This is a genomic window from Haloarcula marismortui ATCC 43049 (genome assembly GCF_000011085.1).
Taxonomy (GTDB): Archaea; Halobacteriota; Halobacteria; order Halobacteriales; family Haloarculaceae; genus Haloarcula; species Haloarcula marismortui.
Genome location: NC_006396.1, coordinates 1,479,418 through 1,502,952, shown reverse-complemented (window position 1 = coordinate 1,502,952; position 23,535 = coordinate 1,479,418). Strand labels below are relative to the sequence as shown.

Sequence of the window (23,535 nt, the reverse complement as noted above, 5' to 3'; positions counted from 1 at the left end):
CGCGGCTGTCTACGCTGGCCCGTCGGCCAGCCCGGCGACCGTGACGTACAGTCCGAACGTCGAGACGACTGTTCCGGCGAGCTGTGTTCCTGCGGTCGCGAGAAAGCCGACATCAGTGTACAACAACGGGGCGAGCATGAACCAGCCGCCGAAAATTGTTGTCAGGACGGCCGGCGGTAAACTCGGCTCGCCGGTCACGCGGAGCAGTTGGAGGTTTCGCACGGTGAAGACGAGTCCGAGAAGCCCGCTTGAAGTCACGCTGCCGGTAAACGCGGCTGATGACCCGACGACAATCGGGAGCAGTGCTCCGACGAGACAGCCCAGCACGCAAACGGCGGCCGAGGCCACAAGAAACTGAGGCGCGGGTTGTTCTGACACGGCACGGAGTACGGACGATGTTTATTAGTTCCTTATCCCAGCACAGATGGGGTTACTCCGGCGCCTTCTCAATCGGCGCTATCTTGATTCAGCGAGAGAATCCCGCCCTTCCTGCGAAAGACGAGCGTTCCGACGCTCAGTCGGAACCGAGGACTGAGCAGGGCGGGAGTGAATCGCGTAAGCTCTGGTGAGAAACTGCCGTGTTACTGCTGTTATTGAGTCTCCAGCGTGTCGAGTCCGGCTCCTAACACCTCTGTATAGGCTTCCGAGAGAGTCAAATCGTTTGCCTCTGCGTAGTCTTTGATACGTCCGTGGATTGCCCAGTCAATGTCGATGTTTGGCCTCATCAGTAGACTTATTAGACATTGAGACTGATTATACTTTGGATGAAGCGTGCCAACACGTTCGCCGTGCGACCGCTTTCAGACGATGGTAAGCAGGTGCTACGGGACCTGTTGGACGCGTGTGCCGCTCTCTGGAACGAGATAAATTACGAACGCCTCATGCGCTACAACGACGAAGACGGCTTCGAGGGCGAAGACGTGTGGGACGCCGATACAGGCCGACTTGAGGGCAAATACAAAGCCGTTCTCGGCGCATCCACCGCTCAAACTGTCCGGCGAGCAAACAGCGAAGCGTGGCGCGGGTTCTTCGAGAGCAAGAAGGCGTATCACGACGAGTCAAACACGTCGGTTACGGAACACCCGGAACCGCCGGGCTTCCGTGGCAACGAAGACGACGGACGTGTTCTCAAAGGCGTTGTCCGAAAGGACGCCTACACCATCGAGTGGGGTGACCGTTCTCGGCTTGAAATGGTCGTCGGAAAAGAACTCCGTGACAGGCACAACAGCCCGAAAAGTCGTCTTCGGCTCGAAATCGTTGGCGACCCGAACTGGCCTGATTACGAGGACCAGAGCCGGTTGGAACTGTGGTACGACGAGACTGACAACACGTTCAGGGCTTCGCAACCCGTGACTGTTTCTGATGATGCACGGGACACTCCACTGGCCGACGAGAAGGCCGCTCTGGATATTGGTGCGAACAATCTCGTTGCCTGTACCACGACAACTGGCGAGCAATATCTGTACGAGGGCCGTGAGTTATTCCAGCGATTCCGTGAAACGACACGAGAAATCGCCCGGTTACAGTCGAAACTCGAAGAAGGCAGGTACAGTAGTGAGCGCATCCGGCGGCTGTACCGGAAACGCACTCGTCGCCGCGACCACGCACAAGAAGCACTGTGTCGTGACCTGCTCGAACGACTGTACGCCGAAGGTGTCGATACCGTGTATATCGGTGGCCTGACCGACGTACTCGAAACGCACTGGTCGGTCGAAACCAACGCCAAGACTCACAACTTCTGGGCGTTCAAGCAGTTCACCGAACGACTGGCGTGTACCGCCGAAGAATACGGTATTTCGGTGGAAGTCCGGTCGGAGGCGTGGACCAGCCAAGAGTGCCCGCAGTGTGGTTCGACGGGCCGAACGACACGGCACCAAGACACACTCACCTGTCAGTGCGGGTTCGAGGGCCACGCCGACCTTACGGCGTCAGAGACGTTCCTGAAGCGGCAGATAAAGCAGGCAGTTAGGCCGATGGCACGGCCCGTGCGGTTCGAGTGGGACGACCACGAGTGGTCGGAGCTACCACGCTCTCATGAAAGTCCCAAAGAACAGCGCACAGACCCAAGTACCGTCCACCGTGACGGGAATATTGCTTCCGGGGAATCGGCATAGCCGAGACTCCTACGGAGGAAACCGCGCCGTTCACGGCGCGGAGGATGTCATGCGACCTCGCCAACCGCCCGCTCGCGCAACTCCCCTGTCAGGTGCATCCCATGCTGGTCGATGCGCCTGACGATCCGCTTTGCCTGTGTCGGCTTGAGGTATTTGTCCTCGATGGCGGCCCGGACCACGACGCCGAAACTGCTCGTCACCTCCGCGCCGAGACCCTGTGCCATCCGTCGGACAGTGCGGTCCTCGGAGACGACAGCCACGGCTGAGCGGTCGTCGCTGTCGCGGTGGGCTAACACGCCAGCGAGTACCGTCACAGCAGCGCCAAGGTCGGCATCGCCCAGCAGGGACTTGGCCTGGTCGATGTGGTCTTCGTCGACGCCAGTGTCGATGCCGTTCTCGCGGTACTCGGTCAGGTTCGTCGCGGTCGGTTCGACCTGGACCTCGTCGATGACGGGCTCGGGAATGACGATGTCGCCGTCGAACGCGTCCAGCAGCGACAGCTCTCCCACCTGCCCCAGCGAGTACAGCGCCGTCGGCCCGACATAGATGCGGGTCATAGCTCCGCGGCTGTGTCAGCATCGAGCTCCAGATCAGAGAGTTCGAGCTGTGTCGTCAGGTTTCGCTCGCGGGCCACGTCGAGCCACTCGGCGATGGAGAGGTCCGCGAGCTGTGCGGCTTCGGCCGCCGACACGTCGCCAGACTGGTACTGCTCGACGGCGACGCGAAGTCGGAGCGTCTCCAGTCCCTCCCGGAGCGCCTTTCGAATCGTTGTCGACCGGTCCTCGGAGAGCAACTCGGCGACGTCGTCCAGTTCGGCTTTCTCTTCGCTCGGGAGCCGCGCGCTTATCGTCGGCATGTTTGCACAGTCATCCGCCGTAAACACACATCAAACTACGGGTCGGAGAACCGCCTGTCGGTTTTCTGAAACCCTGCGTGGAGCGAACGTCCGCCAGCCAGCGTGGCCGGAGCGGGCGACCACCAATCCTTAACGCCACCGGGTCCCACGGGGAGGCAATGAGCGACGAAGCACACGCGTTCGTTCCCGGCCACATCACGGGCTTTTTTACCGTCGACCGGGGCGATGACCCGATTGAGACCGGTTCTCGCGGGGGCGGACTGGCCCTGTCTGACGGCGTTTCTGTTACCGTCAGCCGCGGGGCTGAGACCAAGGTAACGCTGAACGGCGAGCCGATTGAGGTGGAGGCCGTCGAGCGAGTGCTGGACGCCCTTCGAACCACGGCGACCGTCACTGCCGAAACGCCACTCCCGCTCGGGTCCGGCTTCGGCGTCTCCGGCGGACTGGCGCTTGGTACTGCGCTGGCGGCCAACGCCGTCTTTGGCCACGGGCTCTCGTACAACGAACTCGTGACTATTGCCCACGGCGCGGAAGTCCAGTCCGGTTCGGGCCTTGGCGATGTCGTCGCGCAGGCTCGCGGCGGCGTGCCGCTCCGCCTCGAACCCGGCGGGCCGCAGTTCAACTACCTTGACGCCATCCCGGTCCGCAGCCGCATCGAGTACGTCACGCTCGGCGAGCTGTCGACAGCGGACGTGGTCGGCGGCGACACGGAAACGCTAACGGCCGCCGGCGAACGTGCACTCTCGACCGTCGTCAAAGAGCCGAAGCTCTCGACGTTTATGAAGGCCTCCCGGCAGTTCTCCCGCGAGGCTGACCTCCTGACGCCGGAGGTGAAAGGCGTCATCGACGACGTGGCCGAAGCCGGCGGAGACGCCGCGATGGCGATGCTCGGCGAGACGGTGTTCGCCCTCGGGACTGGCCTCTCCGACGCCGGCTACGACGCTGCTATCTGTGCCATCTACCCGCCCGGCGCGACCATCGAAGACGAGCGCTGAGCTTATGATTGCGTAAGATGTGAACCGTCTCCCTTATCCGCGCGGACCCATAGCCACAGCTATGGACTGTCGGCAGTGTGCCACGCCGCTTGACCGGCCGGGTGACTACTGCCTGGTCTGTCACACTGCCAATACGGACGCCGTCGTCCTCGAACTCGACCGCGAGCGGGCGACGGTGACCTCGCTTCTGGACGGGTCGGTCGTCGGCCAGCGGACGGTGACGACGACGCCGGAAGGCGAAGGGAGCGACGAAACGGTCGTCGTCGAACTGCGGAACTTCGCCGGCCTCGTCGCGGACGAGGTACGACGAAAACGGCCCGAGGAAGTGTACGTCACCGGCGACCGCGACGTTATCGCCGCCGTTCGCCCCCAACTGCACTACGAGTTCTTTCGCGTCGAGGGCGACGACCCCGTCCAGCGGGTCATCGACCGTCAGGGCGAGCCCGCACTCGAAGTTGTCGACGCCGCGCCGGCGGAGAAACTGGGCGGGAGCCACTCGACGCTCATCGGCGGTCGGTCGGGCCAGCGAGTCATCCAGACCGTCGCCGGCCACCCTCACGTCAAGAAGGTCATCCCCGGCCCCATCGACGCTGGCGGCGCGAGTTCGCCGACGGGCGTCCGGGCGAAGGCGACCCGCGCCGACGCCAACGGCAACGTCCGGGTGCTCATCCGCGACGGCTCCAGCGTGCAGGAGAACCGCGTCGTCACGACGGCCGGCGACCGCGAACTCGGCGAACACGTCCGGGCAGATCTGAACGAGGCCCTCAGGGAAGCCGAACTGCAGGAGTAGCACCCGCGCCAGGACCGGTGGTCACGCCATGACAACACCAGCAACAAGCACGGCGGCCACCGCGACTCCGACGACACCGGTCCGGTGAACGGCCGGTAACGACGTTCGAACGTCGAGGGCCATCGGGAGCGCATGGAGTGCGGCGAGCGCCAGATAACCGACTGGGGAGACAAGCGGAAACGCTACCGCCCCGACGGCCAGCAGACAGAGGCCGACGACGCCCGCACCCACATAACCACGTCCGCGCACAGGCTGTCCAGCCCCTTCGAGGACCCCACCGGTCCAGCAGTAGCCGATCGCCGTTGCGCCGACCCACGCGTGCCAGAACGCCGCTTGTGCGGGTATGACACCGAGGAGGCCACCGATAGTCACCGCTGTCGCAGTAGTATTGACCGTTCCCCAGGCGAACATCGCGTCCGAGAAGCGGACCGAATCCGGTGCGTGGAGGACTGTCAGGCCGACGAAGCCACTGATTAAGACAGCCCACAGCGCCGTGGCGAACAGCGCGCCGTTAGCGCGGCTCGACCACGTAATCGCCTGCGTGCCACCCCAGCCAAACAGACCCGCCGCCGCGCCCGACAGCAAGAACTCCGAGGCGGTAAGCCGCCCGCTCGTGGCCGGCGCGACCCGCTGGAGGCGATTGCGAACTCCGTCGAACGCTGCCATCGAGCGATGGTTTGCCCGCCTCCCCCTTGAGTTATGTCGCCGCGGGCTCGCCGGGAACCGAATCTCGAAGGCCTTATGTGGCCGCTCGGCGGACAACAGACCACTATGGCTAGCAAGAGCGGAAAGACCGGCAGCTCGGGCCGTTTCGGCGCTCGCTACGGTCGCGTGTCCCGACGCCGCGTTGCGGAGATCGAATCGGAGATGAACGAGGACCACGCCTGTCCGAACTGCGGCGAAGACCGCGTTGACCGTCAGGGCACGGGCATCTGGCAGTGCAGCTACTGTGACTACAAGTTCACCGGCGGCAGCTACAAGCCGGAAACGCCTGGCGGCAAGACTGTTCGACGCTCCATTCGGGCCGCACTGTCCGAAGACGAGGAGTAAAGGACCTTCATCCCTATCTCTCAGCTATGAGCTACAAGTGTTCACGCTGTAAGCGCGACGTGACGCTGGACGAGTACGGCGGCGTCCGCTGCCCGTACTGCGGACACCGCGTCCTGCTGAAGGAGCGGTCGCCCGACGTCAAAGAGATCAACGTCAACTGAGACTGTCGGTGACGCGGTTGATAGTCGACGGCCGGCTGCGCCACGTTGCGAACGGCTTTTCTGGGGCAGCCCTGTGACCGATACGAGGACGCCCCATCCCGAACAGTATGACTGCACCACATCAGACCCGCCTGACCGCCGAGTACAGCAGCGCCGACCGGGCTCGCGCCATTGAGCAGAGCATCCGTCCCGAAATCAACGATATCGAGGGCGACCGGACGACGGCGCGGCTCAGTCGGGACGGACAGCGGGTCGAACTCACTGTTGCGGCGTCTGACCTCGTTGCACTGCGGGCGGGTATCAACACGTGGCTGACGCTTCGCGGCGTTGCTGAGAACGCTCTGGTGGGACGGAAGTGACGAGAGCAGCAGTGAAATAGCGAAAGCGTCGCGGCAGCCAAGCGTTACTGCCGGTAGCGGTCCGGAACGTGGGCTGCAATCGAGTCGGGAACGTTCCCGAACACGACCGGGGCCAGGGCTGCCAGTCGACGACGCAGGAGCCCGTAGGTCGCGCCAGTGAGGAGGGCTGCGGCGACGACCCACCGGAACGGCCCGTCAAGCACGACGAATAGTGGTGCACCTGCAAGTACCATCAGTCCCACGTCGGCGGGCGCACCGTCGTACTGTATCCATCGCTTCGGCGGCCGCCACCGCCCACGAACGTGGTCGTACACGGCACGTTCGGATGTGGCCTCCCACGGACGGAGTTCGAGGCCGCCGCCGTACCGGTCCATCCGGCAGTGGAGTGCAGCGCCCATCAGAACGAAGGTGAGCGCAATGAGCAGCGGTGTCTGGAGGATGGCGGCGAACCCAGCAGCCGGGACAACCGCGAGTGTGTACCCGCTGGGGTAATGCAGCGTGCGCCGATGGCCCGAGTACAGGTCGAGGTCGGGAAGAACGCCACCGACGAGGCCGCCAGCGAGCGCTACAGCGGCGTGGTCTGGCGCAAGGACGAGCAGCGGTGTCGCAATGGCGAGCCCCGCTATCGCATGCGTCGGCAGCATCATATACCTGTAGAAGGGGCTGTAGCCGGTATAAACACGTCGCTGGGTTTATTCGCTGTCGTACCACAGTTCACTGCAATGAGCGATGGGTCCGGCCGTTCCGACAGTCGTCCCGGGACTATCGGCCTCGAGGACTCGTTCAAGAAGCTCTTTCGTGACGGGCGAACCAACGCAGTCATCGCGTGGGCGCTTGTTGCGATTCTCACGGCCGTGTTCGTCGAAAGCGTCTTCGAAGCTGATTACCGGTGGATACTGTTCGTCAGTGTCGTCGGCTTCGTCGTCCTCGTCCCGCCGGTGGCGTTCCGCGAGTGGCGCGTGATGCTCCCCTGGGAGTTGCTCGTTCTCGCGTTGCTCCCAATCTTAGCCCGCGGGCTCGTCGGCGGCACTGTCGGAACCTTCGCCAGCTACCTCTCACTTGCTGCACTGGCCCTGCTCGTCATCGTTGAGCTTCACATGTTTACCGATCTCGCGCTCACGCACTGGTTCGCCATCGGGCTCGTCGTCCTGACGACGCTTGCCGCGGTGGCGGTCTGGACGGTCTTCCGGTGGAACGCCGACCGGTTTCTCGGGACGTCGTATCTCACGACCAACGAGGCGCTGATGACCGAGTGGCTGTACGTCACCCTTGCCGGACTCGCCGCGGGTGTGCTGTTCGATGGCTACTTCAGACGGCGGGACCGCCGTCTCTGGCGTGGTATCCGACGGATGGTGCAGCGATGAGGCTGCCCCGACCGTCGATGCGGAACCAGCGACGGACCACCCGCGCGATGCAACTCGTCTTGCTTGGACTGGTCGGCTACGGCATCCTCGCCGGTCAGCCAAAGCCGATCACGAACGGCGGTATCGGTCTGCTCGTCACGTTCCTCCCCGCGATGATGCGGCGAAACTACAATCTCGCGCTTGACCCGTGGCTCGCCCTCTGGATCACGACCGCGGTGTTCCTCCATACGCTCGGTTCAGCCGGGCTCTACGGGCAGATCGGTTGGTGGGACCACCTCACCCACGCGATGTCAGCCTCACTCATTGCCGCGTTCGGATATACGACAGCCCGGACCATCGACCTCCACAACGACGCGATTCACATCCCCAGACGCGTCTTTTTCGTGTACATCTTCGTCGTGGTGCTCTCCTTTGGCGTGATCTGGGAACTGTTCGAGTTCGCGCTCGATATCGTTGCCACCGAAACGGGTGTCACGATGCCGCTGGCGCAACACGGCCTTGATGATACGGTCCGGGATACGATGTTCAATTCGCTCGGGGCGCTTCTGGTCGCGGCGTTCGGACAGGCCCACCTCACTGATGTTGCCGAGACCCTTCGGGAGCGGCTGTTCGTTGTCGACTGACGCCGGGTGTGTCACCGGATTCGATGGCCAGGAGGCTCCGAGAGAAGCCGTGTGCCATCCGCAACGTTTCGCCACTGTGGTCGTTGAACGTGTGCGTTCGCTGTCTGGCAACCACTGTCGCCGCAGAACAGTTATTACGCCGCAGTAACGTGATTGAACAGCATACCAGGGTGATGATTAGAAACGACCTCGACGACATCGCGTTTGCGGGAGCGAGACAGACCGGCGCTGCCAACCGGGAAATCGAAGTCGTGTATCTCGATTCCGACGCGACGGCACGAAAGCAGATACACGAGAGGCTGACGGACCACCACACCGAAATAACGGTGACGAGCGTGGCAACGACAGATGCCGCGCTCGAAGCCGCCGCATCGACGGATGTCTCCTGTCTCGTCCTCGACCCGACTGGGCTGGGTGATATCCCGGCTGCACTGGTGTCGAACGACCGCTACCCGGTCGTCCTCTACACCGACGCCACTGCGTCGGACAGCGTTGCGCCTGTCTTCGACGACGCGGAGACGGTCGTCACGAAACAGGCGGACGGACAGCCGCTGCTGCTGGCGGAGAAGATCGTTAGCGTCGTCTCAGCCCCAGTCGACCGGACCGAGTCCGCGCTGCGGGATGCAGTGTCCGGAATTGAATCGCGTGCTGAAGCGAACGAAATCGCTGTTCTGCTGGCGGATGATGGGACAGTACAGTGGTCAAGCGAAGCGGTGTCGGCATTTGTCTCCGGCCTCGACGAGACCTGCCGGGTCGAGGACTTCTACGACGCCATGGATAGGGCACTGCCCGACACGCCCAGCGGCCGTCGGCAGCTACAGCGGCTCCGGGATTCCCCGACCGAGCCGGTTGCCCTCGGGGTCTCCGGCACGGACCACGACCAGTATCTCCTCCGGCACGGGTACGAACTGCCGGACGCCACGGGTGGGCTCACGCTCGTTCTGCTACGAGACATCACCGAGACCGCTCGGCGTGACGCTTGCACGGCGCTCCTTGATCTCCTCGTCGAACGGGCACAGGACGGGCTCTACACGATCGATGAACGTGGTGTCATCGACTTCTGTAACGATTCGTTCGCGGCGACTCTCGGGTACGAGCCGGGCAAACTGTGCGGGACACACATTTTGGAAGTCCTCGCACCCGGTGAATTCCCGAAGGGACAGGCGGCCGTCGAAGAGTTACTCGAAGCACCTGACCAGGAGAGCACGACCGTCGACCTGACATTTCGACGAAAGGATGGCGCCGAGCGAGAACTCTCGTTCAACCACACGTTGACTCACGACGAAGCCGGCAACTACAACGGAGTCATCGGCGTCGCCCGAGACGTTACGGAGCGAAAGCGCCGTGAGCGAGAGTATCAGGAGATGATGGAGCGATTTAACTTTGCGCTCAAGGGTGCCGAACTCGGCGTCTGGGACTGGAACCCGAAAACGAACGAGGTCACCTTCGATGAGCGCTGGACCGGAATGCTCGGCTACAGCAAGGATGAACTGGAGCCACACTACGAGTCGTGGGCCGATCTCGTCCATCCAGACGACCTCGACCGAGCGGAACAGGCGCTCGAGAAGCTGAAGACTGGCGAAACCGAGCTGTACCAGTGTGAATTCAGAATGCGGACGAAAGACGGGGACTGGCGATGGATTCGTGACCTCGGCAAGGTATTTGAGTGGAACGACGACGGCGAGGCGATCCGGGCTGTCGGAATTCACCAAGATATCACCCAAGAGCGGAAACGTCAGAACGCAATCGAACGACAGCGTGACGAGCTGGTAACGCTTGACCGAGTTAACGTTCTGGTTCAGGATCTCATCCGTGCGCTGGGAACGACAACGACTCAGGACGAACTCGCCGAGACAGTGTGTGACCGGATTGTCGAGTCTGAGCTGTGGGATCTGGCCTGGATCGGTGAGCGATCTGGAGGCAACGGCAATCTCACTCCACAGGCGGTCGCCGGCGACGACGAGGAGTGTCTCGATAGCATTACCAGTGCCGATCAGACCGACCCTGGTCCGGGTGAAACGGCGCTTCGGACGGGAACGATTCAGACGACGACCGTCGAAAGCGGGACCGAATCCACGTCGTGGGAAGATACCGAGGGTGACCGGGGAACCCGCTCTATTGCGGCGATTCCAATCGTTCATGGCGACATCGTCCACGGAGTCTTGTACGTGTGTACCGACCAGCAGGATGGATTCACGGCACGTGTCGCAGAGAGTTTCGCCGTCCTCGGCGAGATGCTCGGCTTCGCGTTTATGGCTGTTCAGAACCGGCGGCTGCTCTCCCACGACAGGATCCTCGAACTGACATTCGAATCGCGAAACGCTGATACGCCCCTCATTTCGGTAGCGAACGCATACGGGTGCCGAATCGAGGCTGTCGGGTCCGTCGATATCGACCCGACCCACCTCCTGTACCTTTCTGTCGATGGGGGGCCGGCTGATGCAGTCTCAGAGCAACTTCGCTCTCACGAGGACATTCTCGACTCGCGGGTTGTTCGCACAGATGACGACGGTGGTATTCTCGAACTGCAGGTGACGGAAACCATCCAGTCGCTCCTGCTTGATGTCGGCGCTCGCCGCCGAACGCTGGTCGCAGAGGGTGGGACGCTTTCGATAACTGTCGAGGCACCACTGGGCGCTGATTCTCGCACGATACAGGAGGCGCTCGCTGTCTGTACACCTGATTTTGCGCTGACGGCAAAACAAGAGTGTAAACAGCCAAACGACATACTCAACGCTGAATCGGACCCGCGTGACCACTTGACTGATCGCCAGCAAGAAGTCCTTCGCACGGCATTTCTGGCCGGGTACTACGCCTGGCCACGAGACACGAGCGCTGAGCAACTTGCGGCCACGCTCGATATCGCTTCATCGACACTCCTCCAGCATCTCCGGCGAGCAGAACGGAACCTCATTGACGCTATTTTTGATGGCTAGTAGTGAGTACAATTATACTGGTAAGTAATTCACATACGCTTCTTGGTCATTACCTAGTAATCTAGGCGTGTGGTTGATGATTCTGGCAGTAGCTAATTTAATGCGCACAAATGAGCAACCAAAGGAATGCTGGGCCACGAAGTGACCAGTGGAGTGGGATGACGCCGGCGGACAGGTCGCTGTCTACAGCGGATGTAGATGATGTGTTTGAGGTCTTGGCTGACTGGCGGCGTCGTGCCGTCTGTCACTACTTCGCGAGCGGTGACCAGACGACCGCTAACGTTGCGGTGCTAGCATCGGCAATATCGGAGCAGGAGGGCACGAGCACGGTCGATGCAACAGACACGTCGCCCTCGACTATCCGAACACAGCTCGAAGAGGAGCACTTGCCAGTGCTTCACCGGATTGGACTCATCGACTACGACGAGCGAAGCGGCGCAGTGAAGTACTGGGGGTCGCCCACCGTCGAAAAGTGGGCTGATCACGCTCAGGCAGTCACACAGCGGACCGACTTCTAACGAAGAGCCCGTATCTGGGGGGATACGGACTAGTGGAGACGGGCTGTTTTTTACCACAGCGTTCAACTGGAATGCATGGACCTTCCACCGGTCGGACTCGGTACGATGGGTATCGAGGACGAAGCCGTTGTTCGGACAGCCATTGACTGTGGCTACCGCCACCTCGATACCGCTCAAATCTACGACAACGAGAGCACTGTGGGCGCGGGCATCGCCGCCGCCGACACCGACCGGGCCGATCTGACTGTCGCGACGAAGCTCTGGATTGACGCGCTTGAAGCAACTGCTGTCCGCCCAGCGACGGAAGCGAGCCTCGACCGGCTCGGCCTCGACGCCGTCGACCTGCTGTACGTCCACCGTCCACGTGGCGACTACGACCCCGAAACGACCCTGCCCGCTGTCGAGGCTGTGCGCGAGGCGGGACTGACAGCGCACGTTGGGCTCTCGAACTTCGACCCGGACCAGTTGGTTGTCGCGCGCGAGTTCCTCGATAAGATTGCTGCACATCAGGTCGAGTTCCATCCGCTGTTCTGGCGCGAATCACTGCTCACTGACGCACAGAAACACGACTACCCACTGGTCGCGTACGCACCACTGGCCGGCGGTCGCGTGTTCGAGGAACCGACCATCCTCAACATCGCTGCCCAGCACGAGACGACGCCGGCCGCCGTCAGCATCGCCTGGGTGACCAGCTACGAGAACGTCGTCACGATTCCAAAGGCGTCCTCACAGTCCCACCTCGAAGCCAACCTCGCCGCTGCCGACCTGGAACTGACCGACGCCGAAATTGCGCGCATCGAAGCCATCGAGCGTGAAGAAGAGCTGTTCCCGGAGTGAGCCGCCCGCCGCTGACGCGAGTGGATAGGCATAGTATGAGACAGTTTAACACAGTAATTCCACCTCGTGTCCGGGACTGGTCTTGTCCTTCCGAAACCCGAATCTAACAGCGGATACCGATACCGTTTGGGTACGCGTCTTTAAGTGTTCTCTTCGTAATTAGTGTACATGACAGCTGCCAGTACCACTGCAACGACAGTGCTTCAGGCGACACAGTCAGACGTGTTACAGGAGATACAGTCGAATTTCCTCCTGAATTCATCGATCTGGGTGAACATCGCGCTGGCGGGCGTCGTCATCCTCCTGTTCGTCGCGATGGGTCGAGACCTCGAGTCGCCCCGCGCGAAACTCATCTGGGTCGCGACGATGCTGGTGCCGCTGGTCTCGATTTCCAGCTATGCCGGTCTAGCCTCCGGGCTGACAGTCGGGTTTCTGCAGATGCCGCCGGGCCACGCCCTCGCCGGACAGGAGGTCCTATCACCGTGGGGCCGCTACCTGACGTGGACGTTCTCGACACCGATGATTCTCCTGGCGCTGGGCCTGCTGGCTGACACTGACATTGCGTCGCTGTTCACCGCAATCACGATGGACATCGGGATGTGTGTGACCGGCCTCGCCGCCGCGCTCATCACCTCTTCGCACCTGCTGCGCTGGGTGTTCTACGGCATCAGCTGTGCGTTCTTCGTCGCAGTGCTGTACGTCCTGCTCGTCCAGTGGCCGGCCGACGCAGAGGCCGCCGGAACAAGCGAGATATTCGGGACGCTCAAGATTCTCACTGTGGTGCTCTGGCTCGGCTACCCGATTCTGTGGGCGCTGGGCTCCGAGGGCGTTGCCCTCCTGAGCGTCGGCGTCACCTCGTGGGGCTACTCCGGGCTGGACATCCTCGCAAAGTACGTCTTCGCCTTCCTACTCCTGCGCTGGGTCGCCGCCAACGAAGGCACCGTCTCAGGGTCCGGGATGGGCATTGGCTCCGGCGGCGCTACGCCCGCAGACGACTGAGTAGCGCATCGAGACGTGGGCAGTATCCTCCTGCTCGCGTATCCTTGGCCGTATTCTGGCCGTTCTCTATCCCTGCCCGTACAGTAGCAGATGCAGAAAAGATAAGTTATGCTGCCCAAGTGACTAGTCTGTATGCCCTCCCCATTCGAAAATCCAGCCATTCGCTACGGTATCCCACTGGTCAGCGCCACGGTCGTCGCGGCTGTCGCGTTCCTCCTGCTTGAAGGAACGATACGGTATGTTGCACTCGGTATCGCTGTCCTCGAAGCTGTGGTCGCTCCTCAGATTCTGAAGCAGGCGGCGGCAAACGCATAGTCAGGGGCAGGTCGGCCCCCGCCCTCGTGCTAACTCGGTGTGCAGCCCTGCGGCTGTCCGCGTTTAATACCCTACGCTTGGCAAAGTTGAATCACTGCGAGACAGGGCGAGGGTCTTCCTCGGGGACAGCCCCTCGATTTCTACGGCAAGAGTCGCTGTCGGTCCTGCGGGACTCACTACGCTCGTCCCGCTGGCTCTCAGGTCTTCGCCGCTCGCGGGTCGTTTCTCCCCGTCGTCGGGCGGTGGTACCGCCCGACTGCCTGCGGGACCTTCGGTCCCGCTCTGCTCACGTTACCGAGGTTCTTCCCTGCGGTCAAAACCTCGCTTCCTACGGGCTCAGACGCTGCCGGTCTCGCGGGAACGGGGCGATTCCTACGGAATCGCCTGCAGTCGGCTCGCCACGGCGAGCCGACGACACTGTGAGACTCGCTCCGCTCGCCTCACAACCTCCCGCTCGGCAGTCGCGTCGTCGCCTACGGCGACAGACGCTGCCGGTCTCGCGGGAACAACACCGCTTCCCGGATGTTCTCCAGCCCGAGCATCGTCATGATGAGGCGCTCGCCGCCGAGGCCCCAGCCGGCGTGTGGCGGCATGCCGTACTTGAACATCTTGGTGTAGTACTCGAAGGCTTCCGGGTCCAGCCCTTGCTGTTCGAATCCTTCGACGAGGTGGTCGAAGCGGTGCTCACGCTGGCCGCCTGAGACCAGTTCCATCGACGGGTGCATCATGTCGAAGCCGGTCGAGACCTCTTCATCGTCGTCGTGGTCCTTGATGTAGAACGGCTTGATCTCGCTGGGCCAGTCCGTGATGAAATAGTGCTCGCCGACTTCCTGCCCGAGGACGTGCTCGGCCTCCGTCGAGAGGTCGTCGCCCCACACCAGCGGCTCGTCGAGTTCGCCGGTGGCGTTGATTTTGTCGAGCGCCTCTTCGTAGGTGAGCCGTGGGAAGTCGCCCTCGGGGGCCGCGAACTCGTCTTCGAGCCCGAGCGCTTCGAGCTGGTCCTGACAGTTCTCGGCGACGCCCTCGTAGGCGGACTGGACGACGTGCTCGCAGGCGTCCATCGCCTCGGTGTGGTCGTAGAAGGCCGACTCGAAGTCGATGGAGGTCGCCTCGTTGAGATGCCGTGGCGTGTTGTGCTCCTCGGCGCGGAAGATCGGGCCGATTTCGAAGACGCGTTCGAGGCCGGAGCCGACCATCAGCTGCTTGAACAGCTGCGGGCTCTGGTTCATGAACGCTTCCTGGCCGAAGTACGTGATCGGGAACAGCTCGGTGCCGCCCTCGGTCCCCGTGGCGACGATCTTCGGCGTGTTGATCTCCGTGCAGTTGAGCTCTCGGAACGCCTCGCGGACCGACCGGAGGACCTCAGCGCGGATCTCGAAGATAGCTTTCACCTCGTCCTTGCGGAGGTCGAGCGTGCGGTTGTCGAGGCGGGTCGGCAGTTCGGCGTCGACCTTCCCTGACGGGTCGAGCGGCAGTTCGGGGTCGGCTTCCGAAATCACGTCGACGGACTCCGGTGTGACCTCGACACCGGTCGGCGCGCGTGGCTCCTCTTCGACAGCACCGGTCACCGAAATGACCGATTCACGCTGGACGTTCAGCCCCGTCTCCACGAGGTCGTCGTCCATCTCGTCTTTCTCGAATTTGACCTGTATCTTTCCGGTGGTATCTCGAAGGATAAGGAAGGCAATACCACCGAGGTCTCGGATCTCGTGGACCCAGCCGGCGACGGTGACCGTGTCACCCGGCGTTGCGTCCGCCGTGTAAGTTCGGTTTTCCATGGCTGTTCGTTCTTGTGGCCACAACTTAAGAACAGTCTTTCGAGGCGAGGGTAGGGCACTCTCAGAACACGGTTGGTCTTAAGCAGGGACGCCAGTGCCTTTCAGGCCCGACCGGAGCGATAGCTCGTTTTCGTTTAAACATAGTAGCAGTTGACAGTGTGTTTTATATACTACACTTTCAAACCCGACCACATGGCCCTCCCCCGATGGTTTCCCCTTGCACGGAAAGAGGCAGTTGCGTTGCTCAAATCGAAAGGAATCTGGATACTTGCACCCCTGCTCGTCGTCTGGGGATACGGTCCCACCTACATCAGTTGGGATCTGCTTGGCCCGGACGTTACGGTCGGGTTCGTGCAGGTAGCCGGGTCGATCCTCCTTCCGCTCTGTGTGCTGTTACTGACGTATCGGTCGATTATTCAGGAGCGCACATCGGGCAGTCTGAAATTCCTGCTTGGATTGCCCCTCACACGGACTGAAATCCTCATCGGCAAAGTCGTCGGTCGGAGCGTCGGCGCTGTGCTGCCATTTGCCCTTTCAGCAGTTGTTCTTGGGGTTATTGGTGGTGTGAAGTTTGGTCTGTTCTCCCCGTTACGTTTCATCGGCGTGTTTCTGGTGACGGTGCTGTACATCGCTGTGTTCGTGTCGATCGCAACAGCGGCATCGGCAGTGACGACCAGCACAGTCCGTGTAACCGCCGTGCTCTTTGGTGGGTTCTTTCTACTGCTGACACTGGGGTGGAAAATCGTCGGTGTCCGTCTCTACTCGGCTGTAACCGGGAACGCAGTGAATCCGCTCAGCCCACCGGCTGACGGCCTGTTGTTCGCTATCCTTCGGTTTTCGCCGGGTCGAGCGTACCGAACTGTCACGAACTGGATACTCGGACTGGCGAACTCCGGTGGCCAGTACACGTCAGTCGCCACGGTACTGTATCCCGGGCACTCGGTCAACGAGTACGTCGTCGACGCAGCGTTCAGTGGACAGCCAGTCCCGGCCTATCTCCATGAATCAATAGCCCTCGTCGTATTGCTTCTCTGGGGAGTTGTCCCGCTGGCACTGGCCCGGTATCGATTCAACCGAGGTGACCTCGCGTGACGCCGCCGGCAATCGAGACCGATGGGCTTTCGAAACAGTACGGCGAGACTGTTGCGCTTGATGCGCTGAACATGACTGTTGCACAGGGCGAGGTGTACGGTTTCCTCGGCCCGAACGGCGCTGGCAAGTCGACCACGATCAATCTGCTGATGGACTACATCAAACCAACGTCGGGGACAGCGCGCGTTCTCGGCCACGACCCGTGGAACGATGTCGTCGCCTGTCATCAGCGCGTTGGTATCTGTCCCGACCGTTTCGAGACCTACGAGTCGCTGTCCGCGCGGCGGCATCTCGAACTGGTGATTGATACGAAGCGTGCGGACGACGACCCGCGAGCACTGCTTGAGCGCGTCGGACTGGTGGATGCTATTGAAAGACCCGCTGGCGAGTTCTCACAGGGGATGGAACAGCGGTTGGCACTCGCGATGAGTCTTGTCGGGCAGCCGGATCTGTTGATTCTTGATGAGCCGTTCACCGGGCTTGACCCCCACGGTGTCGCGCTGGTGCGGGATGTCGTCGAAGCCGAGTCTGAACGTGGTGCAACAGTATTCTTCTCCAGCCACGTCCTCGGTCAGGTCGATCTGGTCTGTGACCGCGTCGGGATTCTCTACGAGGGGGACCTCATTGTGGAAGGAACCCTGCCGGCGCTCCGAGACACCTGTGACCTGTCCTCAGACGCGACAGTTGAGGACATCTTCATGACACTGACCGATGGCTCCGCCCATGCTACGGAGGTGGACGCATGAACCGCCGCCGGTATCTGACCGTGTCGACAGCGGCGCTGTCCGGACTCGCCGGCTGCCTGGGCGATCCTGAGTACACTATCTCCAGCGTGGAAACCGAGGATGATTCGCACCCGCTGGGACTCGATGTGACACCGGTCGACCGAGAAATAACAATCGAGAGTCCCGGGCAGCTGAACATAGCGCTCCGAAACACTGGGACACAGGACGTTATCATCAAGAACACCGGCGTCTGGCCACTCGGGGTGTTAGGACTGGCTCTAGCGGGAGAGTCGGTGTCTGCTGACATTCTACTGCTGGCTGACGAGTATACGGAGGCAGATACCGTCGAGGTACGGCCAAGCGGGGCGAGTAAAGACGGCACCCCACTCACTGGAACGCTAGCGGCTGCTGAATCGATTGAGCGGCAGTACGAACTCAACGGGCGGCGGGTTTCAGGGGCCGGCACGTACACGCTGCAGGGCTACTTTGACGAAGTTCCCCTCTCCTACCGCACAGGCGAGGATGCCGACTGGGTCGCATACCACCCATCGGTAACCGTGACACTCACCGAACAGTCGGTGCTTCCCTGAGACACAGCGGCGTCTGCCTCGAACCCGCGTAGCGACTCCCTCCGCGCTGCTGGCGAGGCACAGATGAGTGTCGAAAACAGCCGGACGAGACCCCAGCGTCCGGTCCAATATCCTGAACCTTTGTACTGGTAGCCGCCGAAACAATCGACATGGCCGACGCGGAGTACCCTATCGACGACTTGGACCGGAACATCATCTACGCGCTCCAGCAGGATGCGAGACACACGTCAGCGAGTGAGATAGCCGAATCGCTTGACGTCTCCGCACGAACTGTTCGGAATCGCATCACGAAGCTCGAAGACGCTGGCGTCATCGCCGGCTACGATGTCGATGTCGATTACGAGGCCGCGGGGTATCAACTCCATACGCTCATTGTCTGTACGGCTCCAATCCACGAGCGTGAGGAGGTCGCACAGCGGGCACTCGACGTGTCCGGTGTCGTCGCCATCAGGGAAGTCATGACTGGGGCCGACAACGTCCACGTCGAGGTTGTCGGAACTGATGGAAACGACCTGAGCCGCATCGGAAGGGACCTCAACGATATCGGACTGGAAGTCGTCGACGAGGACCTCATTCGGAACGAGTACACCCGGCCGTTCCACCAGTTCGGGCACGACGATGCCGATGCAGACACTAGCTAATATAACCTTCCGAATATTGATTATATAATCATAATAGTCCGGAATCGGAATTTCATCCTAGATATTTATCGGCTATCGGAACCAATGGGTGCGTGTCGGCCGGGTCGCTCCGGCCGCTACGAACCCAATGATATCTCTTACCGCACTCCGCGAGCGAGTGGACGACGACATCGACCCTCCGTCGGTACTGGTCATCAGCGACCGGCACGTCGGGTCTGAGGTAGTAACGACGTTAGACCGAAGCACCAATGTCTGTCTCGTCACCGACCACGACGGCGTTGCCGGGCAAACGCCCGACGACACCCGCGTGGTAGTCGGTGACGGGCGGGAGCGCGCTGTTCTCCGGGACGCTGGGGCCCAGACGACCGATATCGCCCTGATATCGATGCAGGCGGACCACGGGGCGTTCCTTGTGACACAACTGCTTCGGACGCAGTTCGATGTCGAAACCGTGGTCGTCGTGCTCAACGACCCGCAGCATCGACCAGCGTTCGAGTCGGTCGCTTCCGAAGTGGTCTGTAGCTCGCAGGTCTTGGCGACCGAACTGGAACGCGCTGTTGCAACGACACTTCAGACGCCTGAAACCGCGTAACAATGGCCAAGGACCTGGAACGCGACCTCGGACTGCTGTCAGTAGTAGCGATATCTATCGGCGCGATGGTTGGCAGTGGCATCTTCATTTTGCCGGCGCTGGCGGTGAAAGACGCCGGAGCCGGCATCATTGCCGCCTACCTGCTCGCGGGCGTGCTTGTGCTTCCTGCCGCACTCAGCAAGGCCGAAATGGCGACAGCCATGCCGGAGGCCGGCGGCACATACGTCTATATCGAGCGGTCAATGGGGCCGCTGCTTGGCACCGTCTCCGGCCTCGGCACATGGTTCTCGCTCTCGTTTAAGGGCGCGCTCGCACTCGTCGGTGGCGTGCCGTACCTCGTTCTTCTCTTCGACCTGCCGATCCGCCCGGTTGCAATCACGCTCGCCGCCGTCCTCATCCTCGTCAACATCCTCGGCGCGGAACAGACCGGACGACTCCAGATCGGCATCGTCGCAGTCATGCTCGTGGCGATCGGCTGGTTCGTCGCCGGCGGCGGGCCGGCAGTCAACACCGCGACGTACGGCGGGATGTGGGAGTACGGCGTCGAAGGCATCTTCGCCGCGACCGGCCTCGTGTTTGTCTCCTTCGCTGGCGTGACGAAAATCGCCTCTATCGCCGAGGAGGTCGAGGACCCGGACCGCGTCATTCCGCTCGGGATGCTGGGCTCGCTCGCCTTCACCACGCTGCTGTACGTACTCGTCGTCGCCGTCGTCGTCGGCGTCATTCCGCTCGACCAGCTCGCCGGGAGCACGACGCCCATCGCTGATGCAGCCGAGGCAACGCTCGGTACCGCTGGCGTCGCGGCCGTCGTTCTGGCGGCGATTCTGGCGCTGGTCAGCACGGCCAACGCCGGTATCCTCTCCTCGTCGCGCTACCCGTTCGCCATGAGTCGTGACGGGCTCGCGCCCGACCTGCTCAGTACGGTCAGCGACCGCTTCGGCACGCCGGTGACTGCCATCACGCTGACCGGCGGCGTCATGTTGCTCCTCATCCTCTTCGTTCCGATTCTGGAAATCGCCAAGCTCGCGAGCGCGTTCAAGATCCTTGTGTTCGCGCTCATCAACGTCGCGCTCATCGGCTTCCGTGAGAGCGACGCTCCCGACTACGACCCCTCCTTCGAGGTTCCGCTGTACCCGTGGACGCCGATATTCGGCACCCTGACCGGTTTCGCCCTGCTAACGCAGATGGGCCTTATCGCGATTGTCGGGGCCGTCGGCATTGTCATCGCCAGTGTCGTCTGGTATCTGGGCTACGTCCGACCGCGAGTCACCAGAGAGGGCGCGATCAAGGAATCCGTCCGCCGGAGTATCGGCGACCGCGCGCTCGACCGGACCGAGGAGACGCTCGATGAGACAGCAGAGACCTCCGTCCTTGTCGCACTCCCCGAGGGCGCTTCGCGGCAGAGCGAAGCCACACTGCTTGAAGTCGGGGCCGCGCTTTCGCCCACTGACAGCAGCCTCTCTGTCGTCCAGTTCGACGAAGTGCCTGACCAGCAGCCCCTCGATTATGCCTCCGGCGTGCAGTCTCCAGACGACCTCGAATTCGAGTGTCGGACCGATACGCTGGCGGCTGCCCTCGATACCCCTGTCGAGTACGGCGAACTCGTCAGCCACCATCCTGAGCGGGCCGTCGCCAACGCTGTCGACGAGCGTGGCGTCGATGTGCTGCTGGTGGAACGCGGTGCGTCGTTCGAAGACTCGCTACTGGGTGACAGTATCGACCGCATCCGGAAACAGGCCGACTGTGACACTATCGCCGTCGACGCACAGCCGCTTGACGCGCTGGAGACGATCACGCTGATCACGACCCGCGGCCCGTACGACCCGCTGAAAGTCCGCGTCGGCAACGCTGTCGCGACGGCAACCGGGACGGACCTCCAGTTCCTCTACCCGCTCGACGAGCGCCAGTCCGCCGAGGAACGCCAGCAACTCGAAGCGTACCACGACGACCTGCTGGATCTCTGTGACGTGCCGACAGAGCGGACCTTCGTCGACCGAGACGACCTTTCAGCGGCGATGGACGCGGCTGACAACGACAGAACGCTCCTGATCCACGCAAGCAACGGTGGGCTTTCAGCCCGTACGTCAAACGACAACGGGACCACGCAGTCGGCAATTCAAGATAGCAACCACGCGTCGATGGAAGTAGACACGAAACGCCACCCCGGCGGCGTCGTCGGTCGGCTGCTCGAACGGCTGGCGTTCTAGCTACCGGACTGTCGCCGTCGCGTCTTTCGCGCCCTTCACCGTCTCTCGCACCGCATCGACGCCTTCATCGTGGACGAGGTCACCGACGACGATGGTATCCGCGTGCTGTGCCATCGTGCGGGCGGATTCGTAGTCGTGGATGCCACCGCCATAGAACAGCGTCGCGTCGTCAAGGATGTCCGCGGCGGCGGCGACGATATCGGGGTCGCCGAGCATCCCCGAGTACTCCACGTAGACGATTTCCTGTCCCAGCAAGTGTTCTGCGGCTTCGGCGTAGGCGGCCACGTCGTCCGCGTCGAGGTCGCAGTTGGCCTGCGTGTAGGATGCCACCGACGCCTCCGGGTTCATGACGATGTAGGCCTCGGTGAAGGTTCGTGACCAGTCAATCTCGTCGTCGATACGTATCCACTCCTTGTGCGCGCCGGTGATCCAGGTTACGTCGCCAGCGTTCATCACGACCGGCACGAGATAGCCGTCGTGACGGTCGCTGTGGACGACAGACGCGGGGTTGGACGGCTCGATATACACGGGAATGTCGTGTTTCCCGCAGGCGTCGACGACCCGCTTCATCTTCTCCTCTGTCATCCCGGTGGTCCCGCCGACTTCGATGGCGTCAGTCCCCGTCGCCGCGACGTCTTCGAACGTCTCTCCATCGACCAGCGTCTTGTCGGGGTCTATCTTCACGATGTGGTCCCAGTCCGCCCAGTCGCTCATACCAGCCAGACTTGCGCGTGGCCGTATAACCGCTTCGGATACACCCATCACAGTGGGTCGCGCTGACAGTCCTGCCCGGCCGGTATTGGCTCCGGATATATACGTCTCCGAAGATTTATGATGGCTATGTTACAATCGTCAGACAATGACCGCGGACAAACGCCGGTACGTCGTCACTGCCATCCGGGGTGTGCTCGTTCTTACGGGTGCTGTCGTGACGGTGGCAGTGCTGTACTCGTTTTCGACGATGCCGACAGCGTCGGCGTCCGACGACGGCTTCGTCCGCGGACTCTCGTATCTGTTCGGCAGCGTCTTCTTCATCCTCGCGCTGGGCGGTGCCGGGCTCGGTCTCGCCTTACCATCGCTGTTGGGGGCTGATGACGCGCTGGCGTTTGACCGCTGGCAACGCCGCTGTCTTCAGGCTTCCGGCGGCCTCTTCGTCGGCGGGTTCGTCGCCGGACTGGTGGCGGGACTGCTCACTGCGTTGCAGTACGGCCTTCTCCTCTGGCTGGTCGCCATCGTCCTTGCCGTGCTCGTCGTCAGCTGTGTGCTGGTCTGGCGACTGTTCGAGGTATTCGTCACTGCGCTGGTGCGTCTCATCGCTGCGGAGACCGGCGAGTGAACTCATAGCTCTACTCCCACGGTAACGCTGATACTGGCGGCAACCTAACGCGCCAGTCGTGCAGCGATTAACGACAGTCGAGACGGTCCACGAGGACGGGTCGTGGCTGTTCACCGCCGAAGACCCCTACGGCGACCTCGAAGAAGTCGTTCTCGTTCCCTGCGAGGACGGCGTCAAGGCGTGGGTGAACCGATGTACGCACGAGGCACAGCGGTTCGACACCGGGCGGGGCGTCCCGATGCGGGACGACCAGCTCATCTGTCTCCGACACGGGTCACTGTTCGACGCCTGTGACGGCGGCTGCGACAACGGCGACGCCGCGGGGACGACGCTCCCAGGTATCGAAGTTTCGGAAACCCACGGTGACGTGTTCCTCACGGACGACGACTATACGTTCGCCCACGAGGGCGGTATTGATGACGACGACGGCCCGAGTTCCACGTCCCACCTTCAGTTATGACTCCTGGCCACAGCATCGAACGAGACCGACTGCGAGCCGGCGTCGTTGAGTGCCCGCTCTGTGAGCGCCAGATACCCAAGCCGCTAACGCACGCAGTCGTCTACGGTGCTGTCGACACAGTCACAGCCGACAACGCGGACGCCGTCGAGTGTCCGGTCTGTGACGGCGTGACGTTCGTCGCTGACTGACCGGCGGCC

Annotated in this window: 29 protein-coding genes; 22 read left to right on the top strand and 7 right to left on the bottom strand. The window is 62.1% G+C overall.

Annotation, left to right across the window (positions count from 1 at the left end; translation table 11 throughout):
• Positions 1-9: 9 nt before the first annotated feature.
• Positions 10-327: a hypothetical protein gene (locus RR_RS11510; protein ID WP_049938908.1), complete on the bottom strand. Its 318-nt coding sequence runs from the start codon at positions 325-327 to the stop codon at positions 10-12.
• A gap of 437 nt (positions 328-764) precedes the next feature.
• Between RR_RS11510 and RR_RS11505 the strand changes: the two genes are divergently transcribed.
• Positions 765-2,114 (top strand): IS200/IS605 family transposase, encoded by a 1,350-nt coding sequence (locus RR_RS11505; RefSeq protein ID WP_011223782.1) that lies wholly within the window; start codon positions 765-767, stop codon positions 2,112-2,114.
• Between the two features lie 47 nt (positions 2,115-2,161).
• On the opposite strand, the gene RR_RS11500 is transcribed toward RR_RS11505, so the two are convergent.
• Both RR_RS11500 and RR_RS11495 read right to left on the bottom strand, forming a co-directional pair.
• Positions 2,162-2,671, bottom strand: coding sequence for a hypothetical protein (locus tag RR_RS11500; RefSeq protein WP_011223781.1), 510 nt, complete (start codon positions 2,669-2,671; stop codon positions 2,162-2,164).
• Positions 2,668-2,970, bottom strand: coding sequence for a UPF0175 family protein (locus tag RR_RS11495; RefSeq protein WP_004957605.1), 303 nt, complete (start codon positions 2,968-2,970; stop codon positions 2,668-2,670). Before RR_RS11495 ends, RR_RS11500 begins: the two co-directional genes overlap by 4 nt.
• Positions 2,971-3,128: 158 nt before the next feature.
• On the opposite strand from RR_RS11495, the gene RR_RS11490 reads away from it, so the two are divergent.
• Together RR_RS11490 and RR_RS11485 are read left to right on the top strand one after the other, a co-directional pair.
• Positions 3,129-3,965, top strand: coding sequence for a pantoate kinase (locus tag RR_RS11490; protein WP_011223780.1), 837 nt, complete (start codon positions 3,129-3,131; stop codon positions 3,963-3,965).
• Positions 3,966-4,026: 61 nt separating this feature from the next.
• Positions 4,027-4,755: a DUF2103 domain-containing protein gene (locus RR_RS11485; RefSeq protein WP_011223779.1), complete on the top strand. Its 729-nt coding sequence runs from the start codon at positions 4,027-4,029 to the stop codon at positions 4,753-4,755.
• Positions 4,756-4,776: 21 nt separating this feature from the next.
• Here the strand turns inward: RR_RS11485 and RR_RS11480 are convergent, their stop codons facing one another.
• Positions 4,777-5,421: a hypothetical protein gene (locus RR_RS11480; protein WP_011223778.1), complete on the bottom strand. Its 645-nt coding sequence runs from the start codon at positions 5,419-5,421 to the stop codon at positions 4,777-4,779.
• A 75-nt stretch (positions 5,422-5,496) separates the two neighbouring features.
• Here RR_RS11480 and RR_RS11475 point away from each other — a divergent pair, with 75 nt between their 5' ends.
• The 3 genes from RR_RS11475 (at position 5,497) to RR_RS11465 (ending at position 6,325) form a co-directional block, all read left to right on the top strand.
• On the top strand, positions 5,497-5,805 hold the full coding sequence (locus tag RR_RS11475) for a 50S ribosomal protein L37ae (RefSeq protein ID WP_004591489.1): 309 nt from the start codon (positions 5,497-5,499) through the stop codon (positions 5,803-5,805).
• Between the two features lie 26 nt (positions 5,806-5,831).
• Positions 5,832-5,966: a DNA-directed RNA polymerase subunit P gene (locus tag RR_RS11470; protein ID WP_004517024.1), complete on the top strand. Its 135-nt coding sequence runs from the start codon at positions 5,832-5,834 to the stop codon at positions 5,964-5,966.
• Positions 5,967-6,073: 107 nt separating this feature from the next.
• Entirely contained in the window at positions 6,074-6,325 is a 252-nt protein-coding gene (locus RR_RS11465) for a KEOPS complex subunit Pcc1 (RefSeq protein WP_004957592.1), read from the top strand.
• Between the two features lie 44 nt (positions 6,326-6,369).
• Here the strand turns inward: RR_RS11465 and RR_RS11460 are convergent, their stop codons facing one another.
• On the bottom strand, positions 6,370-6,972 hold the full coding sequence (locus RR_RS11460) for a metal-dependent hydrolase (RefSeq protein ID WP_004957591.1): 603 nt from the start codon (positions 6,970-6,972) through the stop codon (positions 6,370-6,372).
• 75 nt (positions 6,973-7,047) lie between these two features.
• Between RR_RS11460 and RR_RS11455 the strand changes: the two genes are divergently transcribed.
• The 7 genes from RR_RS11455 to RR_RS11425 all read left to right on the top strand — a co-directional run bounded on the left by RR_RS11455 (position 7,048) and on the right by RR_RS11425 (position 13,917).
• Positions 7,048-7,689 carry a hypothetical protein gene (locus RR_RS11455; protein ID WP_049938907.1) on the top strand — a complete coding sequence of 214 codons (642 nt, stop codon included), beginning with the start codon at positions 7,048-7,050 and terminating at the stop codon, positions 7,687-7,689.
• A 17-nt stretch (positions 7,690-7,706) separates the two neighbouring features.
• Positions 7,707-8,312: a hypothetical protein gene (locus tag RR_RS11450; protein ID WP_049938906.1), complete on the top strand. Its 606-nt coding sequence runs from the start codon at positions 7,707-7,709 to the stop codon at positions 8,310-8,312.
• Positions 8,313-8,485: 173 nt separating this feature from the next.
• Complete coding sequence (locus RR_RS11445; RefSeq protein WP_049938905.1) at positions 8,486-11,248, top strand: PAS domain S-box protein; 2,763 nt, start codon at positions 8,486-8,488, stop codon at positions 11,246-11,248.
• A 158-nt stretch (positions 11,249-11,406) separates the two neighbouring features.
• On the top strand, positions 11,407-11,766 hold the full coding sequence (locus RR_RS11440) for a DUF7344 domain-containing protein (RefSeq protein WP_049938904.1): 360 nt from the start codon (positions 11,407-11,409) through the stop codon (positions 11,764-11,766).
• 75 nt (positions 11,767-11,841) lie between these two features.
• A complete protein-coding gene (locus RR_RS11435; protein ID WP_011223772.1) occupies positions 11,842-12,603 on the top strand; it encodes an aldo/keto reductase in 762 nt (253 codons plus the stop codon).
• A 168-nt stretch (positions 12,604-12,771) separates the two neighbouring features.
• Complete coding sequence (gene hop / locus RR_RS11430; protein WP_011223771.1) at positions 12,772-13,602, top strand: halorhodopsin; 831 nt, start codon at positions 12,772-12,774, stop codon at positions 13,600-13,602.
• 132 nt (positions 13,603-13,734) lie between these two features.
• Positions 13,735-13,917 (top strand): hypothetical protein, encoded by a 183-nt coding sequence (locus tag RR_RS11425; protein ID WP_007187680.1) that lies wholly within the window; start codon positions 13,735-13,737, stop codon positions 13,915-13,917.
• Between the two features lie 473 nt (positions 13,918-14,390).
• Here the strand turns inward: RR_RS11425 and aspS are convergent, their stop codons facing one another.
• Positions 14,391-15,695, bottom strand: a complete 1,305-nt coding sequence (gene aspS / locus RR_RS11420; RefSeq protein WP_011223770.1) for an aspartate--tRNA(Asn) ligase — start codon at positions 15,693-15,695, stop codon at positions 14,391-14,393.
• A 192-nt stretch (positions 15,696-15,887) separates the two neighbouring features.
• Here aspS and RR_RS11415 point away from each other — a divergent pair, with 192 nt between their 5' ends.
• From RR_RS11415 to RR_RS11390, 6 genes are all read left to right on the top strand, one after another.
• Positions 15,888-16,787 (top strand): ABC transporter permease, encoded by a 900-nt coding sequence (locus RR_RS11415; protein WP_011223769.1) that lies wholly within the window; start codon positions 15,888-15,890, stop codon positions 16,785-16,787.
• A complete protein-coding gene (locus RR_RS11410; RefSeq protein ID WP_049938903.1) occupies positions 16,784-17,533 on the top strand; it encodes an ABC transporter ATP-binding protein in 750 nt (249 codons plus the stop codon). The genes RR_RS11415 and RR_RS11410 overlap by 4 nt, the downstream gene beginning before the upstream one ends.
• Positions 17,530-18,102 (top strand): hypothetical protein, encoded by a 573-nt coding sequence (locus tag RR_RS11405; RefSeq protein ID WP_011223767.1) that lies wholly within the window; start codon positions 17,530-17,532, stop codon positions 18,100-18,102. Before RR_RS11410 ends, RR_RS11405 begins: the two co-directional genes overlap by 4 nt.
• A gap of 149 nt (positions 18,103-18,251) precedes the next feature.
• On the top strand, positions 18,252-18,743 hold the full coding sequence (locus RR_RS11400; RefSeq protein WP_004957559.1) for an Lrp/AsnC family transcriptional regulator: 492 nt from the start codon (positions 18,252-18,254) through the stop codon (positions 18,741-18,743).
• A gap of 157 nt (positions 18,744-18,900) precedes the next feature.
• Positions 18,901-19,335, top strand: coding sequence for an NAD-binding protein (locus RR_RS11395; protein WP_232508572.1), 435 nt, complete (start codon positions 18,901-18,903; stop codon positions 19,333-19,335).
• A 2-nt stretch (positions 19,336-19,337) separates the two neighbouring features.
• Positions 19,338-21,542 carry an APC family permease gene (locus RR_RS11390; RefSeq protein WP_011223765.1) on the top strand — a complete coding sequence of 735 codons (2,205 nt, stop codon included), beginning with the start codon at positions 19,338-19,340 and terminating at the stop codon, positions 21,540-21,542.
• On the opposite strand, the gene RR_RS11385 is transcribed toward RR_RS11390, so the two are convergent.
• Positions 21,543-22,256 (bottom strand): phosphoglycerol geranylgeranyltransferase, encoded by a 714-nt coding sequence (locus RR_RS11385; RefSeq protein ID WP_049938902.1) that lies wholly within the window; start codon positions 22,254-22,256, stop codon positions 21,543-21,545.
• 145 nt (positions 22,257-22,401) lie between these two features.
• On the opposite strand from RR_RS11385, the gene RR_RS11380 reads away from it, so the two are divergent.
• Genes RR_RS11380 through RR_RS11370 form a run of 3 tightly spaced genes read left to right on the top strand, consistent with a single transcriptional unit; the run spans position 22,402 to position 23,526 of the window.
• On the top strand, positions 22,402-22,878 hold the full coding sequence (locus RR_RS11380) for a hypothetical protein (RefSeq protein ID WP_004957546.1): 477 nt from the start codon (positions 22,402-22,404) through the stop codon (positions 22,876-22,878).
• Positions 22,879-22,936: 58 nt separating this feature from the next.
• On the top strand, positions 22,937-23,338 hold the full coding sequence (locus tag RR_RS11375; protein WP_049938901.1) for a Rieske (2Fe-2S) protein: 402 nt from the start codon (positions 22,937-22,939) through the stop codon (positions 23,336-23,338).
• Positions 23,335-23,526 (top strand): hypothetical protein, encoded by a 192-nt coding sequence (locus RR_RS11370; protein WP_007187673.1) that lies wholly within the window; start codon positions 23,335-23,337, stop codon positions 23,524-23,526. The genes RR_RS11375 and RR_RS11370 overlap by 4 nt, the downstream gene beginning before the upstream one ends.
• Positions 23,527-23,535 lie beyond the last annotated feature (9 nt).